Source organism: Photobacterium sanguinicancri (genome assembly GCF_002265265.1).
Classification (GTDB): domain Bacteria; phylum Pseudomonadota; class Gammaproteobacteria; order Enterobacterales; family Vibrionaceae; genus Photobacterium; species Photobacterium sanguinicancri.
The window spans coordinates 18,715-43,658 of record NZ_NOIF01000012.1 but is presented as its reverse complement, the minus strand read 5'-3'; the positions used below and the strand labels follow the sequence as shown (position 1 = coordinate 43,658).

Annotated in this window: 20 protein-coding genes; 16 read left to right on the top strand and 4 right to left on the bottom strand. The window is 43.4% G+C overall.

Annotated features, from left to right (window positions below):
* The first annotated feature begins 188 nt into the window (after nt 1–188).
* From ASV53_RS03745 to ald, 6 genes are all read left to right on the top strand, one after another.
* Nucleotides 189–1,187, top strand: a complete 999-nt coding sequence (locus ASV53_RS03745; RefSeq protein ID WP_094956157.1) for an ArsJ-associated glyceraldehyde-3-phosphate dehydrogenase — start codon at nt 189–191, stop codon at nt 1,185–1,187.
* 34 nt (nt 1,188–1,221) lie between these two features.
* On the top strand, nt 1,222–2,451 hold the full coding sequence (arsJ, locus tag ASV53_RS03740; protein ID WP_094956156.1) for an organoarsenical effux MFS transporter ArsJ: 1,230 nt from the start codon (nt 1,222–1,224) through the stop codon (nt 2,449–2,451).
* Nucleotides 2,452–2,704: 253 nt separating this feature from the next.
* Entirely contained in the window at nt 2,705–3,349 is a 645-nt protein-coding gene (locus ASV53_RS03735; protein ID WP_094956155.1) for an HAD family hydrolase, read from the top strand.
* A 48-nt stretch (nt 3,350–3,397) separates the two neighbouring features.
* Complete coding sequence (locus ASV53_RS03730) at nt 3,398–3,763, top strand: DUF2799 domain-containing protein (RefSeq protein ID WP_239928720.1); 366 nt, start codon at nt 3,398–3,400, stop codon at nt 3,761–3,763.
* 27 nt (nt 3,764–3,790) lie between these two features.
* Nucleotides 3,791–4,057 (top strand): hypothetical protein, encoded by a 267-nt coding sequence (locus ASV53_RS03725; RefSeq protein ID WP_094956154.1) that lies wholly within the window; start codon nt 3,791–3,793, stop codon nt 4,055–4,057.
* Between the two features lie 662 nt (nt 4,058–4,719).
* Nucleotides 4,720–5,835, top strand: coding sequence for an alanine dehydrogenase (gene ald, locus ASV53_RS03720; protein ID WP_094956153.1), 1,116 nt, complete (start codon nt 4,720–4,722; stop codon nt 5,833–5,835).
* A gap of 112 nt (nt 5,836–5,947) precedes the next feature.
* Here the strand turns inward: ald and ASV53_RS03715 are convergent, their stop codons facing one another.
* Together ASV53_RS03715 and ASV53_RS03710 are read right to left on the bottom strand one after the other, a co-directional pair.
* Nucleotides 5,948–7,858, bottom strand: coding sequence for a bifunctional metallophosphatase/5'-nucleotidase (locus ASV53_RS03715; RefSeq protein ID WP_094956152.1), 1,911 nt, complete (start codon nt 7,856–7,858; stop codon nt 5,948–5,950).
* Between the two features lie 237 nt (nt 7,859–8,095).
* Nucleotides 8,096–8,812 (bottom strand): glycerophosphodiester phosphodiesterase family protein, encoded by a 717-nt coding sequence (locus ASV53_RS03710; protein ID WP_094956151.1) that lies wholly within the window; start codon nt 8,810–8,812, stop codon nt 8,096–8,098.
* A gap of 275 nt (nt 8,813–9,087) precedes the next feature.
* Between ASV53_RS03710 and rsgA the strand changes: the two genes are divergently transcribed.
* The 9 genes from rsgA to ASV53_RS03665 all read left to right on the top strand — a co-directional run bounded on the left by rsgA (nt 9,088) and on the right by ASV53_RS03665 (nt 21,412).
* Nucleotides 9,088–10,131 (top strand): ribosome small subunit-dependent GTPase A, encoded by a 1,044-nt coding sequence (gene rsgA, locus ASV53_RS03705; protein WP_094956150.1) that lies wholly within the window; start codon nt 9,088–9,090, stop codon nt 10,129–10,131.
* 284 nt (nt 10,132–10,415) lie between these two features.
* A complete protein-coding gene (gene gshA, locus ASV53_RS03700; protein ID WP_239928719.1) occupies nt 10,416–12,062 on the top strand; it encodes a glutamate--cysteine ligase in 1,647 nt (548 codons plus the stop codon).
* Nucleotides 12,063–12,075: 13 nt separating this feature from the next.
* Nucleotides 12,076–13,911 (top strand): ABC transporter ATP-binding protein, encoded by a 1,836-nt coding sequence (locus tag ASV53_RS03695; protein WP_094956149.1) that lies wholly within the window; start codon nt 12,076–12,078, stop codon nt 13,909–13,911.
* Nucleotides 13,904–15,808, top strand: coding sequence for an ABC transporter ATP-binding protein (locus ASV53_RS03690; protein ID WP_094956148.1), 1,905 nt, complete (start codon nt 13,904–13,906; stop codon nt 15,806–15,808). Before ASV53_RS03695 ends, ASV53_RS03690 begins: the two co-directional genes overlap by 8 nt.
* Nucleotides 15,809–15,870: 62 nt before the next feature.
* Nucleotides 15,871–17,325 carry a glutathione synthase gene (locus ASV53_RS03685; RefSeq protein ID WP_239928722.1) on the top strand — a complete coding sequence of 485 codons (1,455 nt, stop codon included), beginning with the start codon at nt 15,871–15,873 and terminating at the stop codon, nt 17,323–17,325.
* A 190-nt stretch (nt 17,326–17,515) separates the two neighbouring features.
* Complete coding sequence (locus ASV53_RS03680) at nt 17,516–18,166, top strand: hypothetical protein (RefSeq protein ID WP_239928718.1); 651 nt, start codon at nt 17,516–17,518, stop codon at nt 18,164–18,166.
* Nucleotides 18,167–18,339: 173 nt separating this feature from the next.
* Nucleotides 18,340–19,113 carry a ribonuclease H family protein gene (locus tag ASV53_RS03675; RefSeq protein WP_094956146.1) on the top strand — a complete coding sequence of 258 codons (774 nt, stop codon included), beginning with the start codon at nt 18,340–18,342 and terminating at the stop codon, nt 19,111–19,113.
* A gap of 177 nt (nt 19,114–19,290) precedes the next feature.
* Nucleotides 19,291–20,760 carry a DEAD/DEAH box helicase gene (locus ASV53_RS03670; protein WP_094956145.1) on the top strand — a complete coding sequence of 490 codons (1,470 nt, stop codon included), beginning with the start codon at nt 19,291–19,293 and terminating at the stop codon, nt 20,758–20,760.
* Nucleotides 20,761–20,962: 202 nt separating this feature from the next.
* Nucleotides 20,963–21,412 (top strand): hypothetical protein, encoded by a 450-nt coding sequence (locus ASV53_RS03665; protein ID WP_094956144.1) that lies wholly within the window; start codon nt 20,963–20,965, stop codon nt 21,410–21,412.
* Between the two features lie 88 nt (nt 21,413–21,500).
* Here ASV53_RS03665 and ASV53_RS03660 read toward each other — a convergent pair whose 3' ends face one another.
* Complete coding sequence (locus ASV53_RS03660; protein WP_205049179.1) at nt 21,501–22,565, bottom strand: endonuclease/exonuclease/phosphatase family protein; 1,065 nt, start codon at nt 22,563–22,565, stop codon at nt 21,501–21,503.
* Between the two features lie 244 nt (nt 22,566–22,809).
* Between ASV53_RS03660 and deoR the strand changes: the two genes are divergently transcribed.
* Complete coding sequence (deoR, locus tag ASV53_RS03655; RefSeq protein WP_094956143.1) at nt 22,810–23,544, top strand: DNA-binding transcriptional repressor DeoR; 735 nt, start codon at nt 22,810–22,812, stop codon at nt 23,542–23,544.
* 76 nt (nt 23,545–23,620) lie between these two features.
* Here the strand turns inward: deoR and ASV53_RS03650 are convergent, their stop codons facing one another.
* The gene (locus ASV53_RS03650; protein WP_094956142.1) at nt 23,621–24,826 is read right to left on the bottom strand and encodes a NupC/NupG family nucleoside CNT transporter; all 1,206 of its coding nucleotides are present in this window, start codon (nt 24,824–24,826) and stop codon (nt 23,621–23,623) included.
* Between the last annotated feature and the right edge of the window lie 118 nt (nt 24,827–24,944).

Genomic DNA, 24,944 nt, shown 5'->3' with positions numbered 1-24,944 from the left:
AAGGTGTCTTTTCTCTCATGTAATGGTGTTGCTTCTGGCTTCTTACCTTCTGTAGGGCGTTGTTTTTGTTAGTACAACCAAAAAATAGTGAAGAATAACCTTAATAGAGTTTGTATATTCGATAATTCATATATATGATTTATCGAATATTCTAACTATTGCTTCTTAAATATCGAAAAGGGAATCACATGGCTATTAAAGTAGGTATCAACGGTTTTGGTCGTATCGGGCGTTTAGCACTACGCGCAGCATTTAACTGGAAAGACGTTGAATTTGTACAAATCAACGACGTAGCTGGTGACGCTGTCACGTTAGGGCATTTACTGGAGTTCGATTCAATCCAAGGGCGCTGGGAACATGCGGTTACCGTCGATGGCAATACTATTATTGCCAATGGTCAGCATATTAATTGCACTCAAGAACGTGATATTGAAGCGGTAGATTGGTCTGGTTGTGATGTGGTACTGGAAGCAACAGGTGTACATCGTAAGAAATCGTTGCTGCAAAAATACCTCGATCAAGGTGTGAAGCGTGTTGTGGTATCTGCACCTGTAAAAGAAGAGGGCGTACTGAATGTCGTTGTTGGTGTGAACGACAACCTTTACGATCCTGCATTACACCAAATTGTGACAGCGGCATCTTGTACTACTAACTGTATAGCCCCAATTGTGAAGGTTATTCATGAAAAACTGGGTATTGAGCAGTCTTCATTTACCACGATTCATGACTTAACCAATACACAAACTATTTTAGATGCGCCGCATAAAGACCTTCGTCGCGCTCGTGCTTGTGGTATGAGTTTGATCCCAACAACGACCGGCTCAGCAACGGCGATTGTTGAAATCTTCCCCGAGCTTGCTGGTAAAATTAATGGTCATGCTGTGCGTGTACCCTTGGCAAATGCCTCGCTGACCGACATTATTTTTGATGTTAGCCGTGATACAACAGCAGAAGAAGTGAATGACTTGCTGCAAGGAGCTGCAGAAGGCGAAATGGCGGGTATTTTAGGATTTGAAGCGCGACCGCTTGTTTCTATCGACTATAAAGGCGACCGACGTTCGACCATTGTTGATGCACTTTCTACCATGGTCGTGAATAATCGCATGGTGAAAATCTACGCGTGGTACGACAACGAAATGGGCTATGCCACACGCACAGCGGAACTGATCCGTAAAGTCGGCTTATAAGCTGATGGCAACAGCGGCTATATAAGGTACAACCATGATCGCGACTTTTTCACAATTACCGCAGCAAGTGCGCCAATACATGTTGGTGACGTTCAATTATTGGAATTTCACCATCACAGATGGCGCTTTACGTATGCTGGTGGTGCTGCATTTTCATCATTTGGGTTATACGCCACTGCAAATTGCGTCTTTATTTTTGTTCTATGAATTCTTTGGCGTTGTTACCAACCTTATTGGTGGTTGGCTAGGGGCGAAACTTGGCTTAAATAAAACCATGAATATTGGTTTAGCCATGCAGGTTACAGCGTTGTTCATGCTCGCAGTGCCTGCCGATTCACTGACAGTGTTGTGGGTGATGCTTGCACAGGCGATTTCTGGCATAGCTAAAGACCTGAATAAAATGAGTGCGAAAAGCGCGATCAAAACATTAGTGCCAAACGATCAACAAGGTGCCTTGTATAAGTGGATTGCCATTCTGACTGGGTCGAAAAATGCGCTGAAAGGTGCGGGTTTCTTTTTAGGTGGGCTTTTGCTGGCTTGGCTCGGCTTCCAAGGTGCGGTTGTGCTAATGGCATCGGTGTTGGTAGCTGTACTCATCATGAGTTTGACTTGGCTTGAAAAAGACTTAGGTAAAGCAAAAAAAGCCATCAAGTTTAAAGAGATTTTCTCTAAGAGCCGTAGCATCAATATCTTGTCAGCTGCTCGAATGTTTTTGTTCGGGGCGCGTGATGTTTGGTTTGTAGTTGCACTTCCTATCTATCTTGGCCAAGTGTTTGGTTGGGATCACTTGTGGGTCGGTGGTTTTCTTGCACTTTGGGTTATAGCTTACGGTTTTGTGCAAGGCTTTGCACCGCGCATAACAGGCAAGGCACAGGGTGTCGTACCTGATGGCCGTGTAGCTTTGATTTGGGTTGCTGTTTTAGCCTTTATTACTGGTGCAATTGCGTTGGGGGTTCAGTATGACTGGCAACCGCAATTTACCATTGTATTTGGCTTATTGGTCTTTGGTGCCGTATTTGCAGTTAACTCTTCACTTCACTCGTACCTTATTGTGAGTTATGCAAAAGGTGATGGCGTGTCCTTGGATGTCGGCTTTTACTATATGGCCAACGCGATGGGGCGTTTAATTGGTACGATTCTATCTGGCTGGGTGTATCAAGTCGCAGGGTTAGCTGCTTGCTTGTGGGTATCGTTTAGCTTTTTGGTTATCACAACCCTGATTTCTATTGGTTTGCTACAGCATAAGTTAGCATCTGCACAATAGCACTGATCTTTAGCCTGCCAGTAAGGGTGGCATTCAAGGATCGATATACCAAACCACGGTAAGTTAGCTTACCGTGGTTTTTCATTTTTAGCCTTATTTACTTCGCCAGCAAGGTTTCGTTAGCTTAGTTCCGTTATACTTTTATAAGAGTGATACCAAAGGCAATTGTATTTAGTGTGGCTTGAGGTGGTACTGGCATCCTCTTTTATCACTCATTAAAGAAGAACTAAAATCATAATTATAAGGTGAAAGTATGCAGGCTATTTGTTTCGATTTTGATGGCACATTAATAGATTCGGAAGTTTTTCACGCACAAAATTGGTCACATTATATTGCATCTGTAGGTGGGGACATTTCACAGCCTCAGTTTCTTTCTCATTATGCGGGTTTGCCTTGGCCGAAAGTAGCGGCTGTTTTGAAGACCCAGTTTTCCCTGCCTCAAGAAATTCATCATATTTTGTATGACATGGAAACACTGACACGCGAAAGACTACAGCAAGGACGAATACCTGCTATGCCGGGTGTTGATCGCGCGTTAAAGCAATTACATGGTCAGTGTCCACTTATGGTGGTAACGGGTTCGCCGCGCGAATATGTTGAAGGCATTTTAGATAGCTTAGGTTGGTTATCGCTTTTTGATGGTGTTGTGACGGGGCAAGATGTCGCGAATAACAAGCCATCCCCGGAAATTTATCAGCTGGCTTGTAAGCAATTAAACGAAAAACCTGATCGTGTGATTGCAGTAGAAGACAGTCTTACGGGGATCACTTCTTCACTATCTGCAGGTTTGCCAACAATTTTGGTGAACCCTGAACTGCCGCAATGGAATGTGGACGTGCACGACTCTTTTTCATCAATGGAAGAAGCACAAGTGTTGCTTCATCGAATGATAGCGTAAAGTAACAACATGCAGTAAGGACTTAACTCGTAGTAGAAAGGAGAGCATATGAATAAATGGCTTCTACCAATTTTTACGGGCATGTCATTGTCGGGTTGTGTACTGCAGCCACAATTGGCATTTAATGACGATACTGCATGGAAAAACTATGGCTATGAAACGGCACTTTCAGGAATGATAAAAAATTCTGAAGGTGACCTACGAAGCCGCGATAAAATGAAGTCGTTGCAAGCAACGGGCTATCAAGCCTATAGTGACGGCTATGAGTTGGGTCGAACAGAATATTGTGCACAAAATGCTTTTATACTCGGCGTTAAAAACCAAGCATATCATGGCATTTGTGATCGCTTAGACTGGACGTTTCGACAAGACTATATCAGCGGGCGTACAAGTAGTGCTGGCCGTTCATTTTAAAAGTAAAAGAGCAATAACAGGCGAAGTATGCAAAACGAAGAAATCATGACAGGCGAAATGCTTGTAGAAACAGTTGAGAACCAACTGGCCGAAGGTAACCCTGTAAAAGTGAAAGAAACATTGATGCGCTTAGTGATGACAGGCACACCGCGTGAAGAAGCATTAGAAATGATTGCTTGTGCGTTATCTGTTGAAGTGTTCGATGTAGCAAAAAATGAAGGTACTTTCGACCTGAAGCGTTATAGTGAAAACCTAGACTCGCTGCCTGACATGCCTTGGGATTTTGATGAGTAAGCATTCCCCGCTTCTTATTCAATAGCTTTAAAGAGAAACCACTGCTGATTTATCACGGTGGTTTTTTTTGTGAGATTATCGTTATCTTCTGGAAGATAGAAGAGTGTTTACTCCCACCTAGTATATTACCTTGTCACCATCCGTTCATACTGCCACTTTCCCCGTTGTTATTAAGCTCCACTGATTTCCTACTCAATAATAATCATTAGTGCTCTATATGTGATTTAGGTATTTGGTTGTTCGCTTGCTTTATGTTAACGATATGAAAAATATTGTTGTCATAGAACACTGTTATGAAAGTTTCATCAAAGTGTTGTAAGTCATTTATTACGGTATGCTGGTGCAACATTATGCTTTCAATAGTGTGATTTAACCGATGAAAAGACAAAAAATAGCATTAAATAAAAGCTTTTAGTGCTAACTAGCCCTTTGTGGGTGGTTTTAGTGTCTGGTTTACTGTCAAAATCTAGTTATCTGGTCTGGTTTGTTGCTATAAAGTGGTTTTTTCTGGTGTGACTAACTTCAAACTTGGTTGATCATGCTGCTGTGGAATAAAATTCCAGTTTCATTTGTTGCTTATTGGTTAAAATTTAGTGCCACATTCCAAGTTTTTTTCTTTATTGTGTATATAACTTTTAAACAAGGCAGCAAGGAAACTAAAGATGATTATTGGCGTACCTAAGGAAATTAAAGTTCACGAATACCGTGTAGGTATGGTTCCAGCATCTGTAAGTGAAGCAGTAGCGCATGGCCATAAAGTATATGTAGAAACGCTAGCGGGTTCTGGTATTGGTTTTAGTGACCAAGACTATATTGATGCAGGCGCACAAATTCTGCCAACAGCTACAGATGTTTTCGCTGAAGCTGAAATGATTGTTAAAGTTAAAGAACCGCAGGCTGTTGAGCGTGCGATGCTTCGTGAAGGTCAAATCTTATTTACTTATCTTCACCTTGCTCCAGATCCAGAACAAACGATTGACCTTATCAACAGTAAAGCAGTGTGTATCGCTTACGAAACAGTAACTGATAACCAAGGCCGTCTACCGCTTCTTGCGCCTATGTCTGAAGTGGCTGGTCGTATGTCAATTCAAGCTGGTGCTTTTGCCCTAGAAAAATCAAAAGGCGGCCGCGGCATGCTACTGGGTGGCGTACCAGGTGTTGAGCCTGCGAAAGTGGTTATCATCGGTGGTGGTGTAGTCGGTGCAAACGCAGCACAAATGGCCGTTGGTCTACGTGCTAATGTCGTGGTACTTGACCGTAATATCGATGTATTACGTCACTTAGATGCGCAGTTTGGCGGTGATGTACAGTGTGTTTACTCAACTAAAGATGCGATTGAAAAGCATGTATTAGAAGCTGACCTTGTTATTGGTGGTGTATTGGTAGCGGGCGCAGCAGCACCAAAACTAGTCACTGCTGAAATGATTAAAGCGATGAAACCTGGCGCTGCAATCGTAGATGTTGCTATCGACCAAGGTGGTTGTGTTGAAACTTCACACGCCACAACGCACAGTGACCCAACATACATTGTTGATGATGTTGTTCACTACTGTGTTGCAAACATGCCGGGTGCAGTTGCTCGTACATCAACGTTTGCACTGAACAATGTAACGCTTCCATATATTCTTCAGCTAGCAGACAAAGGTTACAAACAAGCACTACAAGATGATAAGCATCTGCTAAACGGCTTGAATGTATACCGTGGCCAAATTACTTGCGAAGAAGTGTCTGAAGCACTAGATATGCCATATGTAGCACCAGAAGCTGCAATTGCGTAATCGGTAAAAATTAAATATAAAAAAATCCCCGCACTGTTCAGTGACGGGGATTTTTTATTCTTTTAACTAGGCTCAGGCTGCTGTTTTAGAGCACCACCTTACTTTCAATATATTAAAAGCTGTTTAAGTTTTCGATCAGAACGATGTCACGTTGTGCAGCGCGTTTTTCAACATCAGTTTTCGCTGTTTTAATCGTTTGTTGTAAGCTTGCAAGCACTCTTTCCATGCTTGCTTTATTGCTGAAAATTTTATCTTTCACATTAATAGCAGCCACATTGGTGTAGCGACCGTCTTCACTAGTAGGTACTGAGATCTTACCGCTGTTCACGAGATCTTTAACGATCTTCGCTTCTTTTTCAAAGCCTGTTAATCCAGCCAAATGCCAGCGATGCATTGGCTTACCTTCGTACTGGCCATGCTTAACATCTGTTAAGTACTTAATGGTGAGGTTACGAATAGTACCGGCTTCCTCGCCGAACTCTTCTTCTGTATCAAATAAGACAGGGAATTTACGACCTTCCAATACGCCACCCGCTTTAGTTAAGTGGCCCATACGGTAGCTGTTCATACCAAGATGAATAGGGGTGGTATCTGTGATCAGGCTGTTGTCAGCAAACTTAAGATCTTTAATACGTTTGCCTGCGGGCTCTGTTAAATCAATGGTGTAAGTCACGCCAGCAAAGAAGTCGTTGGTTGAGTATTTTGATGAGCGACGCTCAGGGTTGAAGCTGTAAGTCACATCGCCATCTTTTACACTGTTAAAGTAGCCAGCCGACCATTCCATGTAGGTTTTCAGCTCTTTCCCCGTCATTTCATAAACGGTAATTTCACCACCAGCGTATTGGTAGTTGAAAGCAATGTCTTTTGCTTTGATGGGGCCAACATCAAGTTCAGCTTTGTCGTTATCAATTTGAAGTGCAATCACATTGGCCATAGGCGCGTAATGCATGCTGGCTTCTTGGTATAGCGCACTAATACCCGTGTCTTGAATATGAACTTGCGGTATGCCTTTAATTTCATTTTCAGGAACAAGATCAGTACCTGTTAGTTCCGCGACCGAGCGATTTGCGTTTTCACGCAGGCGCTTGTGATAAGGGGCATACAAGCTTTCCATTTTCTTATCAGAATCGGTGCCTTGAATTTTGTAGGTGAAGCTGTCTTTATTGACTAGAGTGAACTGACCATCACGCTCTTCAAATTGAAGATCAATACGAGAAAGAGCACGGCCATATTTGTCTGGTTCGGTGATGATAACGCCGTTTACAACTGCTTTGTCGATACGGGTGTGCATATGGCCAGCAACAATGGCATCAATTTCTGGGTTGGCATTGGCAATATCGGTAACGCCAGTGTCTTTAATATTGTTCTCGTTATCTAAGCCCATGTGCGCAACTAACACAATCGCATCAACTTTATCGTCGATTTGCTTGATGACTTTTTTAACTTCCAGTGAAGGGTTGGTAAAGGTCATGCCATTTAGGCGGTTAGTGCCTTCAGCGAAAACTGCAGTCATCGGTGTATCCATGCCGATAACACCAATTTTAATGCCGTTACGTTCAATAATGGTATGAGCGGGTAGGAAAGGGTTACCATCTGCACGTTTAATGTTGCCGCCAAGTGATTGGCCTTCAAATTGCGATAATGAACGGTTTAGCACCTTCAAGCCGAAATCAAATTCGTGGTTACCCAATACCCATACATCGTAAGACATTTCGTTGAAACCCAGCATCATAGGATCAACTGGCTCATCTTTAAATGTTTCAACAAAGTTACCTTGAATGGTATCGCCCGCATCAACCAAAATAACATTGCTTTGCTCTTGGCGAACTTGTTTTACTTTGGTGGCTATTTGACTAAGGCTACCACGCATATTTAGCTTATCGCTTGCGTAGTCCCAAGGCATGAAATGACCATGAATGTCAGATGTCCCCAGAATAGTGACATCGGTAATATCACCGTCAGCTGCAAATGCAGATCCGCTTAACGCAAGAAGTATGGCAGAAGTAAGTAACTGCTTTTTCATAGAATAAGGCTCGAATTAGAATTATGTAATGGTTTCGGGCGCTATGGTAGGGGGATATACATCTCATTTGGGTGATGTATGTCACTCTTTTATTGAAACAGATTCGATATATACCACGCAGTGTGAGTGCTATCTCACTGATGCGCATAAAAGGATGAAAGGTAAGTCATTTCTTACCGTTTGAAAATTAGGCTGAGCAATAATCAGCCTAATAATGCAACAGTAACGGGCTTAGCCCTAAAATTTATTCGGGTAATCAGTGATGATGTTATCGACGCCCCATGAGCGGAACATAGCGGCTTTATCGGGCTCATTCATGGTCCAGATGTGTAATTGCAAACCAGCGGTTTTAATCTTGGTTGCCATACTTTCGGTGAGCTTACTCTGATCGTAATGAATACTGTAAAGCGATAGGTCTTGTGCTTTTCCCATCATATTACGTCTGTTTTTTGATGTAATCAGGCCACGACGTACTTCAGGGTAGAGCGTTTTACAGTAAGTAAGCACACCCAGATCAAAGCTGGAAAATACTAGCTTATCGAGCGGGAAATTAAGCTGCTTAACGGTCTGTACTATTTGTTCAACCAGTGGAAGCACTTCGGTTTTACGGTGGATCTTAATTTCTAAGTTCATCGTAATATCAAGCTGGTCGCAAAGAAGCAGTGCCTCTTGCAAGGTTGGAATTTGCTCTCCGATATACAAATCTTTGCCATCGCCCATGAACTTGGCGTTTGCATCGAGCTGTTTTAATGCTTCCAGCGACATCTTTCCAACGCTACCACGGCCATTAGTACAGCGGTTCACGGTTTTATCGTGGATCATTACAGGAACCCGATCTGCGCTAAGCTGCACGTCCATTTCTACCCATGTTGCGCCACATTCAGCGGCCTTCTTAATACCAGCGAGAGTGTTTTCTGGTGCAAGCGCGCGTGCACCACGATGGCCTGAAATCATAGTAAATCCATATGTATAAACGGTTTATGAGTGGAGTGTATCCAATTATGATGACGGAATCTTTATTGCTGATAGCAATATTAAATACAAGGTTAAAGTTGGGGGGGCGGAAATCCATATAAACTGTCGTTTTTTTTCAATTCACATTCAGGTGTTACCGTTATTATTATGCTTATCGGCTTAACCACTTTTGGCTGCTAGGCTAAATCGTGACAAATACCGAGACATTTAGAACACAAATTGAGTAGGCATAGTGTGCCTAAGGTAAAACAAGAATGAATACAAAACCGACATTAGCTCAACTTGGGTGGCGCCCATTTTTCCAACAACAGTTAACACTTGAAGAACTAACTGATTTTCAGATTGGTCGCGTTGTTGAACAGCATCGTAGTGGTGCGATTGTAATGAGTGAACAAGGTCAAGTTAGCTTAATGCAATCGCCACAGAGTGAGCGACTTTGTGTCGGTGATTGGGTGCTATTTGATGATAACTTGAAACTTCATCGCCTGTTAGATCGTCAATCATTGTTTGAGCGTAAAGCGCCGGGCTCTAAGCTAGATACACAGTTGATCGCCTCTAATGTTGATAGCTTGCTGGTGGTGTGTTCATTAAACAATGATTTTAATCTGAGTCGCATTGAACGTTATTTGGCGTTGGCAAAAGATGCAGAAGTCGAGCCAGTGATTGTGCTGACGAAAGAAGATCAGTGCGGCGATGCAGACGAGAAACGTAAACAAGTTCAAGATTTAGACCCGTTTATGATGGTGCATGCCATTAATGCGCTTGACCCAGAACACCTTAAAGAACTCTCTGGTTACTGTAGCTTAGGCAAAACTTTGGCATTGGTTGGGTCTTCAGGTGTTGGGAAATCTACATTGGTCAATGGCTTAATGGGTTTTGAAGCTCAGCTCACCGCAGGTATTCGTGAAGATGACAGCAAAGGTCGCCATACCACCACATCTCGTGCCTTAAAGTGGATGCCACAAGGTGGCTTGTTGATGGATACCCCAGGAATGCGTGAACTGCAGCTTACAGATTGCGAGAAAGGGGTGAATGATACCTTTAGCGAAATTACTGAGCTTGCTGATCAATGTCGCTTTGCTGATTGCCAGCATGGCAGTGAACCCGGCTGTGCGATTCAAGCTGCATTATCAGAGGGAACCCTAGCGGAAAGGCGTTTTATCAGTTACCAAAAGCTGTTGCGTGAGCAAGCGTTTAATGGTGCTACTTTGGCTGAGAAACGCACCAAAGATAAAGCTTTCGGTAAAATGATTAGCTCGATTCAAAATGAATCACGCCAGCGTAAAAAAGGCTTTTAATCGATTTGATACCCTAGATTATTGGTGTTCTAGATTCCCGCTAGCTTTTTGTTATTAAAGAGATTAACGCCACCGTATTCGGTGGCGTTGTTCGTTATTGCTTTTTTTTTATTTATTTTCAATTTTCTTTCGTCTTTTTCCTTTCTCGTTCGTCTTAGCTACATGAATCCTATAAGTGATTGCTGATTGTCGGTTCATGGCTTACTCAATGGGAGTGGTTTTCTTCGTGGTGCTTAAAAGAAACTCCGAGAGAATCGACACAGTTAGATAGAGAAATAGAAAATATGTTACAGAAAGTTGTCGTGCAAAAAGAGCAAGAGTCAATGAACTCTGCACCTCAGTGGTTACACCAGTACAAAGATGTTTTTAATGCGCTAAACGGTATTCGTCGTGGGATTGAGAAAGAAGGGATTCGAACAGCCATTGATGGCAACTTATCACAGCACCCGCATCCTCAAGCATTAGGGGCGGCGTTAACACATCCCAATATTACCACTGATTTTGCCGAGGCACAGTTAGAGTTGGTGACGCCGGCTTATGCTGATCGGGGTCAACTGTTTGATCACCTCAGTACCTTACATAGCTATGTTGCGAATAATTTGTCTGATAGCGAAGTGATGTGGGGGGCCAGTATGCCGCCACGTTTACCAAGTGAAGAAGCAATTGCTATTGCGGATTATGGTCACTCGAATGTAGGTCAAATGAAGCAACGCTACCGTCATGGATTGGCTAATCGTTATGGTAAAAAAATGCAGACGATATCGGGTATTCACTATAACTTTTCCTTGCCAGAAACCTTTTGGCAAGCCTTGCATCAGGTTGAGAAGAGTCACCAACCGTTGAGTGAATTTATCTCAGATCGTTACTTCCATATGATCCGCAATATCATGCGTCATGGTTGGATTATTGGTTATTTATTTGGTGCATCACCCGCGGTTGATAGTTCGTACTTAGTGGGTAAGCAACATGATCTGGATGAATTGGATTTTGGTATAGATGATGTCGGTACTGCTGAGTTTGGCAGAGATAGGACGGCTAATCACCGCACTTATTATGCACCTTGGGCGACGTCGTTACGGTTAAGTAACCTAGGTTACAGCAATAGCGAGCAGTCTAAATACACGCTTAATTACAACAATAAGCATGATTATTTATCTGGCTTATATAACATTCTTGCGATGCCAAGTGAGTATTACGCACAGTTTGAGCAAAGCCAGCAAGTGAACAACAAAGTACTGCAATTAGAGAATGAATTGTACAGTTCTGTGCGGCCCAAAATTGTTAATAATGAGCTCCGTCCTTTATACGCTATGTGCCGTTATGGTGTGGAATACATAGAGTTACGTAGCCTAGATATTAATCCTTATTTACCGCTTGGGCTTGATCAAACTCAGAGTTATTTCTTGGATTTGTTCTTACTCTACTGCGCGCTTTCACCAAGTGCAGCGCTAGATGCAGATGAACAGGCCCTCATACAGCAGCGCCAAGAGCGCGTAGCGATGCAAGGGCGAAAACCTCAACTAACACTGCCGACATTACAGGGTGAACAAACACTAGAAACGCTAGGAGTAGACTTGTTAGCAGGCATGGAGGCATTGCTGTCTCTATTGGAAGACCAACAAGAAGCGGCAGTGTATGCACAAAGTATTACAAGAGAAAAGGGCAAGCTGTTCGATGCTAGCTTAATACCATCTGCGCGAGTGTTGGCCGATATGCAGCGCGATAATCTTTCGTATACCGATTTCTTATTAGGTTTGTCTCAAGCACATGCAAGGCAGCATCAACAGGTGAGTAAAACAACACAGTTATACAAAGAGCTAACGGTAGCCGCTAAGCAATCCTTAGTGCTACAGCAAGAAATTGAAGCCAATGACACCATTAGCTTTGATGATTATTTACAACAAAAAACAGCATTAACGCACGAGTGCTAAAGGTTTTTGATTCATGGAAATATTGTGGAAACTGCGCAGCTACATAAGAATGTTTGCTCGTCATTATGTGATTGCGTTTATTGGCTTACAGGTTGTTGCTTTGCTTAACCTCGTTCCGCCCTGGCTGATTGGTCGCATTGTGGATGCGATTAGCGAAGACAGGCTAACGGGGACTCTTCTTGCGACGCATTTAGGCGCCATTCTTGCCGCTGGCTTTGGTATGTACGGCTTGCGTTATGTGTGGCATAGCCAACTGTACGGGGCATCTGTGGGTATTACACAGGTGATCAGACAACAATTGTTCTGGCACTTTACGCGTTTAACCCCCGAATTTTACGCGCGCCACAGTGGCGGCGATTTAATGGCACACGCTACCAACGATTTGAATGCTGTCGAGCAAGCTGCTGGCGGTGGTGTAATGACCATGGTGGATTCACTGATTGCAGGCTTAACTGTGATCTTTGGGATGGCGTTTGTGGTGAGTGGTGAATTAACGCTCGCGGCACTACTGCCTTTCCCATTACTTGTGTATGTGACCCATAAATATGGCTCGAATTTACAGCGTCGATTTGGTCGCGCACAAGGTGCGTTTTCATCGTTAAATGAAGAAGTCCGTGAATCTGTGTCGGCAATTCGTGCGGTACGTTCGCACGGTTTAAATCAACGTCAGCAAAGCCGTTTCGACGACACGCTCGATCACACGTTAGAAACCAATATCTCAGTTGCCAAAATAGATTCATTATTTGGTCCAACAATTCAGTTGATCTATGGCTCATCGTTCGTGATTTCGTTGGGTTACGGCGCGTGGTTAATCAGCACTGGTGATATTACCGTCGGGCTGTTTACCAGCTTTACCTTATACCTTGCGCAGCTATTAGGGCCGTTCCTGCAATTTGGCTGGCAGTTCAATATTTTCCAGCGGGGTACAACCTCTTGGCGTCGATTAGAAAAGCTGTTTGCTCAACAGCCTATGGTCAAAGAAGGTGAAGCAGAATTACCTGCTGATGCGATGCTCGATATTACTGTTGATATCGATCACTTTATGTATCCAGCCGCTACGCAGCATGCGTTAAAACAGGTGGCTTTTTCCGTTCCCGCTGGTGGTTTTGTAGGTATTACTGGCCCAACGGGCGGTGGTAAAAGTACGTTAATTAGTTTGTTGTTACGGCAATACAGTCTGCCTGAGTCTTCACGTATCACGTTAGCAGATAAGCCGATTAACACGCTAACCTTTCATGCACTGCGCAGCAAGATTGCATGGGTGCCCCAAAAGCCGTTTTTATTCTCAGGCACGGTTGCTGAAAACATTGCATTAGCGCGTCCAGATGCCTCGGAAGCCGAGATCATTCATGCGGCAGATATGGCTGGCATACTGGATGAAATCCAAGCGTTGCCAGACGGTTTTAAAACTGTGTTGAACGAGAATGGCGGCAATTTATCTGGCGGTCAAAAGCAGCGTTTGACATTAGCGCGTGCACTATTAAGCGACAATGAGCTCTTGTTGCTCGATGATCCTTTCAGTGCGCTAGACATGAAAACAGAAGCGAAAATTAGGAAGAACATTAAGCATTATTATAGCCATAAGACGATAGTGATGATCAGCCAGCGTCTCGCGAATTTGATGACGGCCGATCATATTGTGGTGATGGAAAATGGCAGTATTCACGAGCAAGGAACGCACAGTGAACTCATGGTCAATGAATGCTGGTACGCACGTGTGTTTACCAAACAGAACCAAGCCAATTTTCGACAACAGCAAGTACAGTCGCAAGCGAACACACTTGCTTCCGCTGTGAGTGAAAAGGCTAGCAACAAGGCAAGTGAAGAAGTGGGTGCACAGTATGCTTAATGGGTTAAATTACACAATTAAATCGAAAGCCGCGGCATCAGGTTCGCCTTTTTTGAGATTGCTGGCATTTTCTCTGCCGCATAAAATGCGATTTATTGCTGCGATGTCGCTGTTAATTGTAGCGATAAGTACCGAGATGGCGATTCCATGGCTAGTAAAAATCATTTTAGATGATGTGATTGTGCCGCAGACATTTGATTGGTCGCACTTAGGCTTATTGTGTGGCGCGGTCATGTTGTTTTACGTGGTATCGGCGGCGTTTCAATATGCGCAATCTGTGATGTTTCGTCATGGTGCGTTGTTGGTGGTTAATGATGTTAGAAGACAGCTTTATACGCATTTATTAAAGTTACCGATTAGTTTATTTGATCGGGTACCCGCCGGGAAAATGGTGTCTTATGTCACCAACGATACTGAGTCGTTACGCGATATGTTTGTGACGACCATGCCGACCATTTTGCAAGGTACGGTTCGTATTGTGGCCATTTTTATCGCGATTGCTTTGTTGGATTGGCGATTGATGTTACTGAGTTTATTTTTGATTCCAATCTTGCTGTTGACTATGCACTGGTATCGCACTCTATCGATGCCTATTTTTGATGGTGTGCGCCAACAAGTGAGCAATATAAATAATACGATCAATGAATCTTTACAGGGCATGGCGCTTATTCAAGCTTTTGGTCAAGAACGCGCGTTTGGTAAAAAGTTTGAAAAAGACAATGAGGCTTGGCTGGCGTATCGCAATCGCTCTATCGCGATCGATAGCTTAATGCTGGCTCCGTTCACCCGCTTAATCGGCACCTTAACAGCAATTGGGATTATTGCGTGGTTTGGTGTGTCTTCTTGGGGCAGTGTGGTTGCTGTAGGTACCTTGTACGCTTTCTTAAATTATATTGAGCGCTTTTTTGAACCCTTCCGTCAGTTATCTATGGAGTTAAGAAAGCTACAAGTGGCAACGGTATCGGCAAAGCGTGTGTTTGAGTTATTGGATGAGCCACTTAGCCATGAAGCGAAAGCTGGCGATGGCAAAGTTACTGATGACCAAGCTGTTGATGACAAGGTACCTGTTGCTCCAGATCCAGAACATCGCGCAGAGGTGCAAGCCTCTCATCCTGAAGCGATTACCTTCGACGGTGTCTCGTTTAGCTATGATGGTAAACATAACGCGTTATCCAATGTGAGCTTTACAGCTGAAAGCGGTAAGTTCACCGCGATTGTTGGGCATAGCGGCAGTGGTAAAAGTTCGGTGATTAACTTACTGATGCGTTTTTACCAGCACCAACAAGGTGCAATTACTATTGGCGGTAAGAACATTGCGAGTTTACCTGATGCACAGCTCCGAAAATTAGTGGGTTTGGTTTCGCAAGAGCCCTATATTTTCAGTGGCAGCGTGCTTGAAAATATCGACTTGTCACATCAACAAACTCAGCGTGAAGCTGCTATTCATGCGGCAGAACAAACGGGTGCGGCGCAGTTTATTGAACGCCTTGAAGATGGATACGATCATCAACCTGGCTATAGCGGTTCATCGTTATCGCTTGGTCAGCGACAATTGATTGCAATGGCACGTGTATTGGCGCATAACCCTGCGATTTTCTTACTGGATGAAGCGACGGCCAATATCGACAGTGAAACAGAAGATACGGTGAAAGCAGCACTGGCAAATATGCAGCAGGCGAAAACCGTGATTGCCGTTGCGCACCGATTATCAACCGTAATGAACGCTGATAAGATTCTCGTCATGCACCAAGGTGAGATTGTTCAAAGTGGTACGCACGATGAACTATTGATAACTGCTGGGCATTACCGCGATTTATACCTTGCCCAAAAAGCAGAAGAAGACAATCAACATGAAGATATCGACCTTGGCTTGGCAGCAGCAAGCGTTACTGTATAAGCAGCACCGTAATGAAGGATTTTAAAGTGATGAATAAAGCGAATGTATCAAGTGTTTCGCCTCTGGAAACAAACGTAGAGCCTTCTCAGCAAACCATAAATGATATTTGCGAGTGGGAAATCATGCACGGTGTTGCGATCAAAAATAGTGATGGCACGGCAAGGCATTGTCCATTCAGCCTTGCCCCTATGGCAATGAAACGTCATGTATTTGAAAATTTGCAAACGGTAACCCCATTGATTGCCAAGTTGATCAGTCGCATTTCGGAAGATCATGATTACCTGCAATCGTCATTGGTTGAAATGGCAAAAGCGGAGCCCTTCTTTGGTCGCTTAATGGAGTTGCACGAGCAGATCCATGGTACACACAATGCGCCTTTGAAAGCGGCAAGACAGCCGTTGTTATTAATGCGTACCGATTTTATGGATGATCGTGTACAAGGTGCAAAAGTCATCGAGTTTAATGGTATTGCCGCAGGTATGGGGCCATTTGGACAGCGTGCGCAGCAACTTCATCGCTATGTGAAAAACCAATGGCCTAAAGAGTATAACCTTTGGGCAGAAGATAAAGATGGCGCAGCGGAAGACAATGCTTGTTTAACGCAACTTGCCCAAGGTATTGCAACAGCGGCACATAGTGTTCACGCCGAGTTTAATGACAGTAAACAACCGACCTTCTTGATGGTAGTGCAAGACAAGGAAGATAATGTTTACGACCAGCACTTGCTAGAAGTCGCGTTACAAGAAATGGGTATTCGCACCGTTAGACGTACATTTGGTCAGCTGTCCTGCCAGTTGTCTACGGGTGATAACAACCGCTTAGTGCTGCAAGATATTGGTGGTATTGATGTGGTGTACCTGCGTGCAGGTTACCAATACATGGATTACTTCTCGCCTGAGTTAGCAGAGGAAAAGTGCTGCCATACCCTGAGCCAAACACGGGTGTTTATTGAAAAGCATAATGTGGCGGTGAATGCGACCATCAGTCAGCAATTAGCGACCAGCAAAACCATGCAGATGCTTATTACCATGATGCCTGCTGAAGACTTTACTCGTTGGGGGATGAGCCTTGACGAAGCAACTCAGATTAAGCGTGTATTGGCGGCTATGTTACCGATTAATGCTGACACTATTCATTGGTTCAAGACAGAAGCTGTGAAAGAAGAGTGGGTGCTTAAAAACCAAGGCGAGGGTGGTGGACACTGTGTGTTTGGTGAACAGATCACAGAGCGGTTAGAGCAGCTAAAAGACAATGAATTTGATGCATGGGCATTAATGCAACGCCTTTATCCGCATGAACGTAATAAACCGACCTTGGCTGTGCGTGATGGGGAGGTAACGGTGGTTAATGATTTAGTGAGTGAAATTGGTTTATTCACGGCGTTTTACAACGACAAGCCTGTGACTGATTTTGAAGGATATGCAGGGTATTTGGTGCGTAGTAAACCTGCTCAAGAGCATGAGGGCGGTATTCATAGTGGTAAAGGGATACTTGATTCGATTACACTGATTGAATAACGTTCTGTTTTAATATGTGTTCAGTTTGGCCTTGATAGTGACTGTAAGGCTAATCTGGACACGTTTGTTATTTGCCTTTTTTTATCCTCGTGATTCCTATCTATCCTTGCTATTTCTTTTAATTACTTTTAACGTACAGGTTGTTTTGAACGCTGTATTTTTGCTTATTAAGTAATATAAAGGACACCTCGTGATTAAAAGTATTTTGGTTAAAATCATTTTACTCCTTGTAGGGATTAGCTGCGTGGTGCTGGCTGCGGGTATCTATCGTTTTAATTTTACCAATGATGATATCTATGTTGATGGGAAACCTGTATCTGTCGCAATGAAAGAAAACAGCAGGGTTATGCGAATGTTGTTTAGTTTCCAAACCGATAAGTACTGGCAGATTGAGTTACCCGACTCTAAGCTGAAAATTCCTTTGATGGAACTAAAGGAATATAACGGCCATCATTTTGCGGTAGGTGAATACCAATTTGGTCAAGAGCGCGGTGTGGTGAGTGTTGATTATCCTCGAATCACAGTGTTGAATTTCACTTATGTCCAAGATGAAATGATCTTTGCTGTGCCATTCTCGGTTTCTAATCAAGGAAGTGGTGTTCATTGGTATATAGGTTTGTATAACATGAATACTAAATACGGTGACATCCAACAAATCGATTCTCTCTTTGTCGGCGATAGAATTGTAATCAATGAAATGAATACTGATGAACCTTTTGATGTGACCTCTAGTATTCGTTTGGCTTATTTTAGCCACGGGCCAGCTCAAAGCATGGCTGACGATCCTAGCGTAAACACGACCAAGCTGATTAAAGTGACACCAAAGGGTTTTGTTAAATAACGGTTTATCTTTCGCCTTTTATAATGTTTTTTCACCGAAGTGAACACGATTGCGTTGTGTTTCGGCTCTGTATCACTGTATCTGTTTGTATCTCGCAGAAAAGTAGGAGACTATCTTTTTATGAGCGCATTGTTATAGACGCTCTGTGCCTCTATTAATAAAAAGGGTCAGGTATGGCAAAGAAGTATTATGTAGTTTGGGTGGGTCGAGAAACCGGTATCTTTACCAACTGGCCTTACACCAAAAAGTTGGTGGAAAAGTACCCACAGGCAAAGTACAAATCTTTTCCTACAGAAGTTGAAGCCAAAGCCGCTTTCTCTGCGGGTCATGCAAAAACGTTTGCAGGTGCGGCAAGCGGCAAAACGGCGGGATCAAAACCAGCAGCTACGAAGAAAGCGGGTTCTAGTTCGGCTAACCCTATGATTAAGAGTGATGTCCATATTTTCTGTGATGGTGGCTGCGATCCTAACCCAGGTAAAGCGAGTTCAGGTGTTGCTGTGTATCGTCAGAACACATTAGAAGAATTGTGGTATGGCTTGTTTAACCCGCATGGCACAAACAATTCTGCCGAGCTAAATGCACTGCATCAGTCCTTATTGATTGCGAAAGCCGATTTAGACGCTGGTAAAACTGTTCAAGTATTATGCGATTCACAGTATTCAATCAACTGCGTTACCGTCTGGGCATACAGCTGGAAGAAAAAAGGTTGGAAACGTCAGACACCTGGTGATATCAAAAACTTGGAAGTGATTCAGCAAGCGCATGCACTTTACGACAGTATTAAAGACAAAGTGACTGTCTCGCATGTCAAAGCGCATATTGGTATTGAAGGAAACGAACTGGCCGATCGTATGTCTATTTATGGTATTGATCAGAAAATGACTGAATTTTGCCGTTACCCAGATACATCAGATACCGCTAAGCTACTAGCTCTTCGAGCAGGATAGGCCGTCCCCCCTTTTAGGTAATAGAGTCTGTGTTAACTACCCAAGTAACCTGAGAATTTAGGTCACTTGGGTCTATAGCGAATAAATTCAGCACAGAACTTTATTATCCTGTATGCTACACGCCCCCCGTCGTCTAGGCGGTCTTCACTATGAAACATTACAATAAAAGATGATCTTATGAGTTTTGACTCTTTGGGCTTATCAGCCCCTCTCTTAAAAGCCGTAGCAAACCAAGGCTATGACACGCCATCACCGATTCAAGCGCAAGCTATCCCTGCTGTTATTGCAGGCAAGGATGTAATGGCGGCGGCACAAACAGGGACTGGTAAGACAGCGGGTTTTACACTGCCAATTTTGGAGCGCCTGTCTGGTGGTCCTCGTGTGAAATCGAACCAAGTACGTGCGTTAGTGCTAACGCCAACCCGTGAGCTTGCAGCTCAAGTAGCTGAAAGTGTAGCGACTTATGCGAAGCATTTACCACTAAGTTCTGCTGTTGTATTTGGTGGCGTGAAGGTCAACCCGCAAATGATGCGTCTGCGTCAAGGTGCCGATGTACTTGTGGCGACACCGGGTCGCTTGATGGATTTGTACAACCAAAAAGCCGTGCGTTTTGATCAACTTGAAGTGCTGGTATTAGATGAAGCTGACCGCATGTTGGACATGGGTTTTATTCGTGATATTCGTAAAATTATCGCAGTATTGCCTAAGCAACGTCAGAACCTACTTTTCTCTGCAACGTTTTCAGATGAAATTCGTGCATTAGCAAAAGGTTTGGTGAATAACCCAGTTGAGATTTCTGTATCGCGTAATACAACGGCTCCAACGGTAAAGCAATCTGTTTTCCCAGTTGATAAGAGCAAGAAATCTGCACTGCTAGCTAAGCTGATAAAAGATAATAAATGGCAGCAAGCATTGGTGTTTACTAAGACTAAACACGGTGCGAACCGTTTAACTGCTTTCCTTGAAGGTAAAGGTATTAAAGCAGCGGCGATTCACGGTAACAAGAGCCAAGGTGCACGAACTAAAGCACTGGCAAATTTCAAGAGCGGCGAGATCAATATTCTTGTTGCGACGGACATTGCGGCACGTGGTATCGATATCGATCAACTGCCACAAGTCGTCAATATAGATTTACCGCATGTACCTGAAGATTATGTTCACCGCATTGGCCGTACTGGCCGTGCAGGTGCAGAAGGCCATGCGATTTCATTAGTCAGCGCTGATGAATTCAAAGAGCTAGTGGCGATTGAACGTTTGATCCAAAAATTGATTGATCGTGAAATGATTGATGGCTTTAAGCCTGTGAATGGTCTGCCACCGTCGCGCTTAGATACACGCCCAATTAAAGCGAAGAAACCGAAAAAACCAAGCCTTGATCATAAAGATGGTCAACGTTCTGGTGACAACGCGAAGGGTCATAAGCCTCAGGGTAAAAACCGACGTCATGTAGGCACAAACAAGCCTTCAGCTAACGCTGGTAAAGCGACTGGCAGTGATGCTGGTAACGGTGCAGCAAGAAAGCCTAAGCCAGCTGGTGCTGGTGCAGCTAAAGCGACAGGCAAACCTGCAGGTAAACCTCGTCGTAGCAACACTGATGAGAAGCCGCGTCGTCCACGTACACCACAAAACAGAGGTGTGTTGCGTTAATCGCTAATCACTTTGTTTTAAAAACCCGTTAGCTCGAAAGAGTTAACGGGTTTTTTATTGTCTGTAAATCAATAATGAGGGGCCAACTTGGATGATGATTGCCATAAAAATAGTTGCAGTTGCAGTTGCAACTGTTGCGGTCTATTCTTTGCTCTACAGTGCTGAAAAGCCATAACACAACTTAAGAGCAAGTGAGAGTTTGATGAATAGAGCCGCCGTTAAAATAGTCCACCGCCTAGCCGGTATTATCGCTTTATTGATGATAACGACCTTTTTTACATCAAGCGTTGTTGCTGACTTATTCGGCTCGTATGAAACTATTACGCTGGTTAAGCAAACCATTTTGCAGTGGGTCGCCGTGCTTGTATTGTCGATGATGGTTGTTGGTATTTCAGGTAAGAAGCTTTATCCAGCAGAGCCAAAAGGTGTTTTAGCTGTCAAAGCGATGCGATTGAAAATTGCGGCTTTTAATGGTGTTGTTATTTTGATACCTGCAGCTTATTTCTTAGCTGCATGGTCAGCGGAAGGTTTATTTGATACCCGTTACTGGTTACTCCAAGTGATTGAGTTACTGGCAGGGGCAACTAATGCCACCATGATCGGCCTGAACATCCGTGATGGTGTTCGTTTAGGTAAGAAACCACGGAAGTAACAGGCTCTGATTAAAATCAGGTGTCATTGGTTGGTGAGGTTAAGCGACTAAGCTACGAACTTAATAATCAATGACTGGAAGGCGGGTGTTAGCTGCGAAGGCTGAGTGTAATATTCACAATACCGTGGTCTGTACTGTTGCCATCACGGTCAAAAATTGGATTGATTAAATGACGATCATAAGTTTGGTAATCACTGACTTCAAACAAACTGGCGTTATATTCAGCATTGAATTCGCAGGATAATAAGATGTAATCCAGCACGTTACCTTTCGCCCCAAAATAGTGAGTCGGCGAGCGAACAGTGTCAGTGGTAGCATAATCTGTCGTTTGGTAAAGTTTGAAACTGTCTGTTAACCAAAAGGTATCCAGAATCTGTTTTTGATCGGATACTTGGCGATCTCGAATGCTATTTGTTGTTAAGCATTGTAAAGGGGTCTGCTGAATATCATCATTAAAGTCACCCATTAACACCACAGGGTTACCTGTATCTTCTCTGCGTTCGATGATGGCGTAATATAAAAGTGCGGCTTCACTTCCTCGTTGAATCGATGATCCCCAACTTCCTACCACTTCTGCTTTTAACGTGGCGAGTACCTGTGCTTTCGTCGACGGAGTGCTTGCACCTGCAGTATGTTGTTCGGTACTAGCTTCAAGCATGGGACGCTTCGACTTTAAGTGCACCACATAGCAATCAGTATCACCCACATGGGGCAAATCTATGGTTGCCCGTAATGGTTTTCTGCTGAATGAAAACTCAGGATCAAGCCCGATGCTTTCCGCAACATGAAAAGGCGCTGAAATTGCAGATACAGCCTTAATTGGGTAGCGAGATGCTAAAGCAACCACAGGATCGCGGCAGATGTAGTGATCAATAATGGTGGGTTCATCGACGATGCAAAAGTGAACGTAGCCTTGTTTCGCTAACAAAGCTTGTAGGGCATCAGCACTGAATACTTCTTGAAAGCCAATCACGTCTGGTTGATATTGCTCTATATAGTCGCAAATCCAATCTTGCTTTTTCTGCCAGCTTTCTTGGCTATAAATATTCTCGAAATCGTAATAGGCCAGTGGGGGTTCAATGTAATTGAAAAGATTGAACGTCGCTATTTTTAGAGTGTTGTTCGTTACATCTGGAGTAGGCTGTGTAGGCAAAGGAAGATCCAAGCAGTGAAGCGTGTATCTATAGTGACGGCTAATGGTATAGAGCGCAAATTAAAGAGAGCAGATATCGTATTTTAATTGTTAGTCTCATATATATAGATCAAGGTGATGATGTTAAACACTCAATATAATCAGTACTTTATTGGTTTATGTGCACAGACGCATCGTTTGCGTCTTTTAGGGCATAGGAAAGTCATCTAAAATACAAAGATGATAATAATTGGTATGTGAGTTGATGGTAGAAACAAAAAGAGAAAAACGAATAAGGCAATTATCGGAGTTGTTGCTGGGAGAAGAAAAGGTTCATTTGAAAGATGCAGCGGAAAGCTTAAATGTATCTGAAATGACGATTCGTCGTGATTTTAATGAGCCAAACATATTGGTGAGTTTAATTGGTGGCTATGTAGTAAAGAAGCAAATTGGTGCCGCTGAACTTGAATATGTCATTAACGAACAGAGTACTAATCATGTTAAAGAAAAGGCGAAAATAGGCCAAGAGGCTGCATGCTTAGTTTTTGATAATCAAACGGTTTTCTTTGATAACGGCACAACCATTGTTCATATTATCCAAGCGATCAGTGATGAAATATCTTTTACTGGTGTTTGTTTTTCTTTGAATGTTTTTATGGCTCTCAAGAATAAGCCAAACTGTCATGTGATTCTGTGTGGTGGCGCTTACGATAGCAAGCATAATAACTTTTACCCTTTAGGTGATAGCAGCGAGATAGACAATATCCGTTTCGATACCGCCTTTCTATCTGCGGCAGGTATCGATCCTGCGCATGGCTTAACGTGTTACTCGTTTAACGAATTGGCGTATAAGAAAAGGGCGATTACACAATCTCAGAATGTTGTACTGGCGATTGATAACAGCAAGTTTGGTGTGGTGAAATCTGCGTTTATTTGCAGCCTAAACAGTGTTGATATTATTATTTCTGATATAGATATACCGGCAGAATACGAGACGTAGGCTACGATGATAGTGACAGTATTAGAAAGGGGCATAGAGCCCCTTTTTTGATCATCTGTAACGCGTATCTAACGTCTTAGAGTGACAAAATGACTCCAGCAATAGCAGCACTCATTAAATTGGCTAGTACGCCAGCCGTAATGGCACGAAACCCATGTTTAGAGATAAAAGTACGGCGCTCTGGTACAAGGCTGCCAAGTCCACCAATTAGTATCGCCATGGTCGAAATATTCGCAAAACCGCACAGTGCAAAAGTAATAATGGCTTGAGAGTGTGGGCTTAGCTGATCTTTTACTTCCATTAGCTGAATGAAGGCAACGAATTCGTTGACGATGACTTTGTTACCGATAAGCGAGCCCGCAGTAATTGCTTCACTCCATGGCACACCAATAAGGTATGCGACAGGGGCAAACAAGTAACCCATTATCAATTCAAAGCTAAGCGTCAGACCAAACCAATCACCGATAGTCCCTAACAGACCGTTCAATAATGCAATAACACTGATAAAAGCAAGTAATGTTGCACCAATGGTTGCGGCAATGCGTAAGCCTGCAATCGCACCGTCTGCTAATGCTTCGACAACATTGGTTGCGCGTGGTAAATCAACGGAAGTGATTTCGTCTTCATTATTGGTTTCTTCACTTGGCGGAAATAGGATTTTCGCCATCAGTAGGCCCGCAGGTGCCGACATGAATGCCGCCGCAATTAGGAAATTCAATTCAACGCCAAGTGATGCATAGCCAACTAACGTACCGCCAGCAACAGAGGCAAGGCCGCATGTCATTACTGCAAAGAATTGTGAATCACTCATATTCTTTAAGTAAGGTTTGACGACCAAGGGAGCCTCGACCATGCCGACAAAAATATTGGCGGTTGCAGACAAGGATTCTGCACGTCCAGTACCAAGTAGCTTTTGCAGTGCACCACCAACAATATTGATGACTTTTGGCATTAAGCCAATATGGTACAGGGCCGAAATAAGTGCAGAGAAGAAAATGATGATGCCCAGTACGTTAATTGCGAATACGAAACCAACGCTGCCTGTTGCTAAGCCACCAAATAAGAACGCAATACCTTCTTGTCCATAATCAATAACACTTGATACGGTGTTGCTAACAGCGCCAAGGGCGGTTTTGCCGGCAGGGACATACAGAACAAGTAAAGCGAAAAGAATTTGTAATGAAAAGGCTAGGCTAACTGTTCTTAATGGGATGTTGCGACGATCGTTAGAAAATAAGTAGGCAAACGTTAAGATAGCCACAATACCAAGTAAAGAAGACATGGGTGAACCTTGTAACAGAGTGTGTAGGCGCTGCATTTTATGCATGACGCAAACGGTTGCAAGGGGTGAATGTTAGCGTTCTGTAATGAGAGAGCGGCGTGCCACAGTCGGGTTTTTT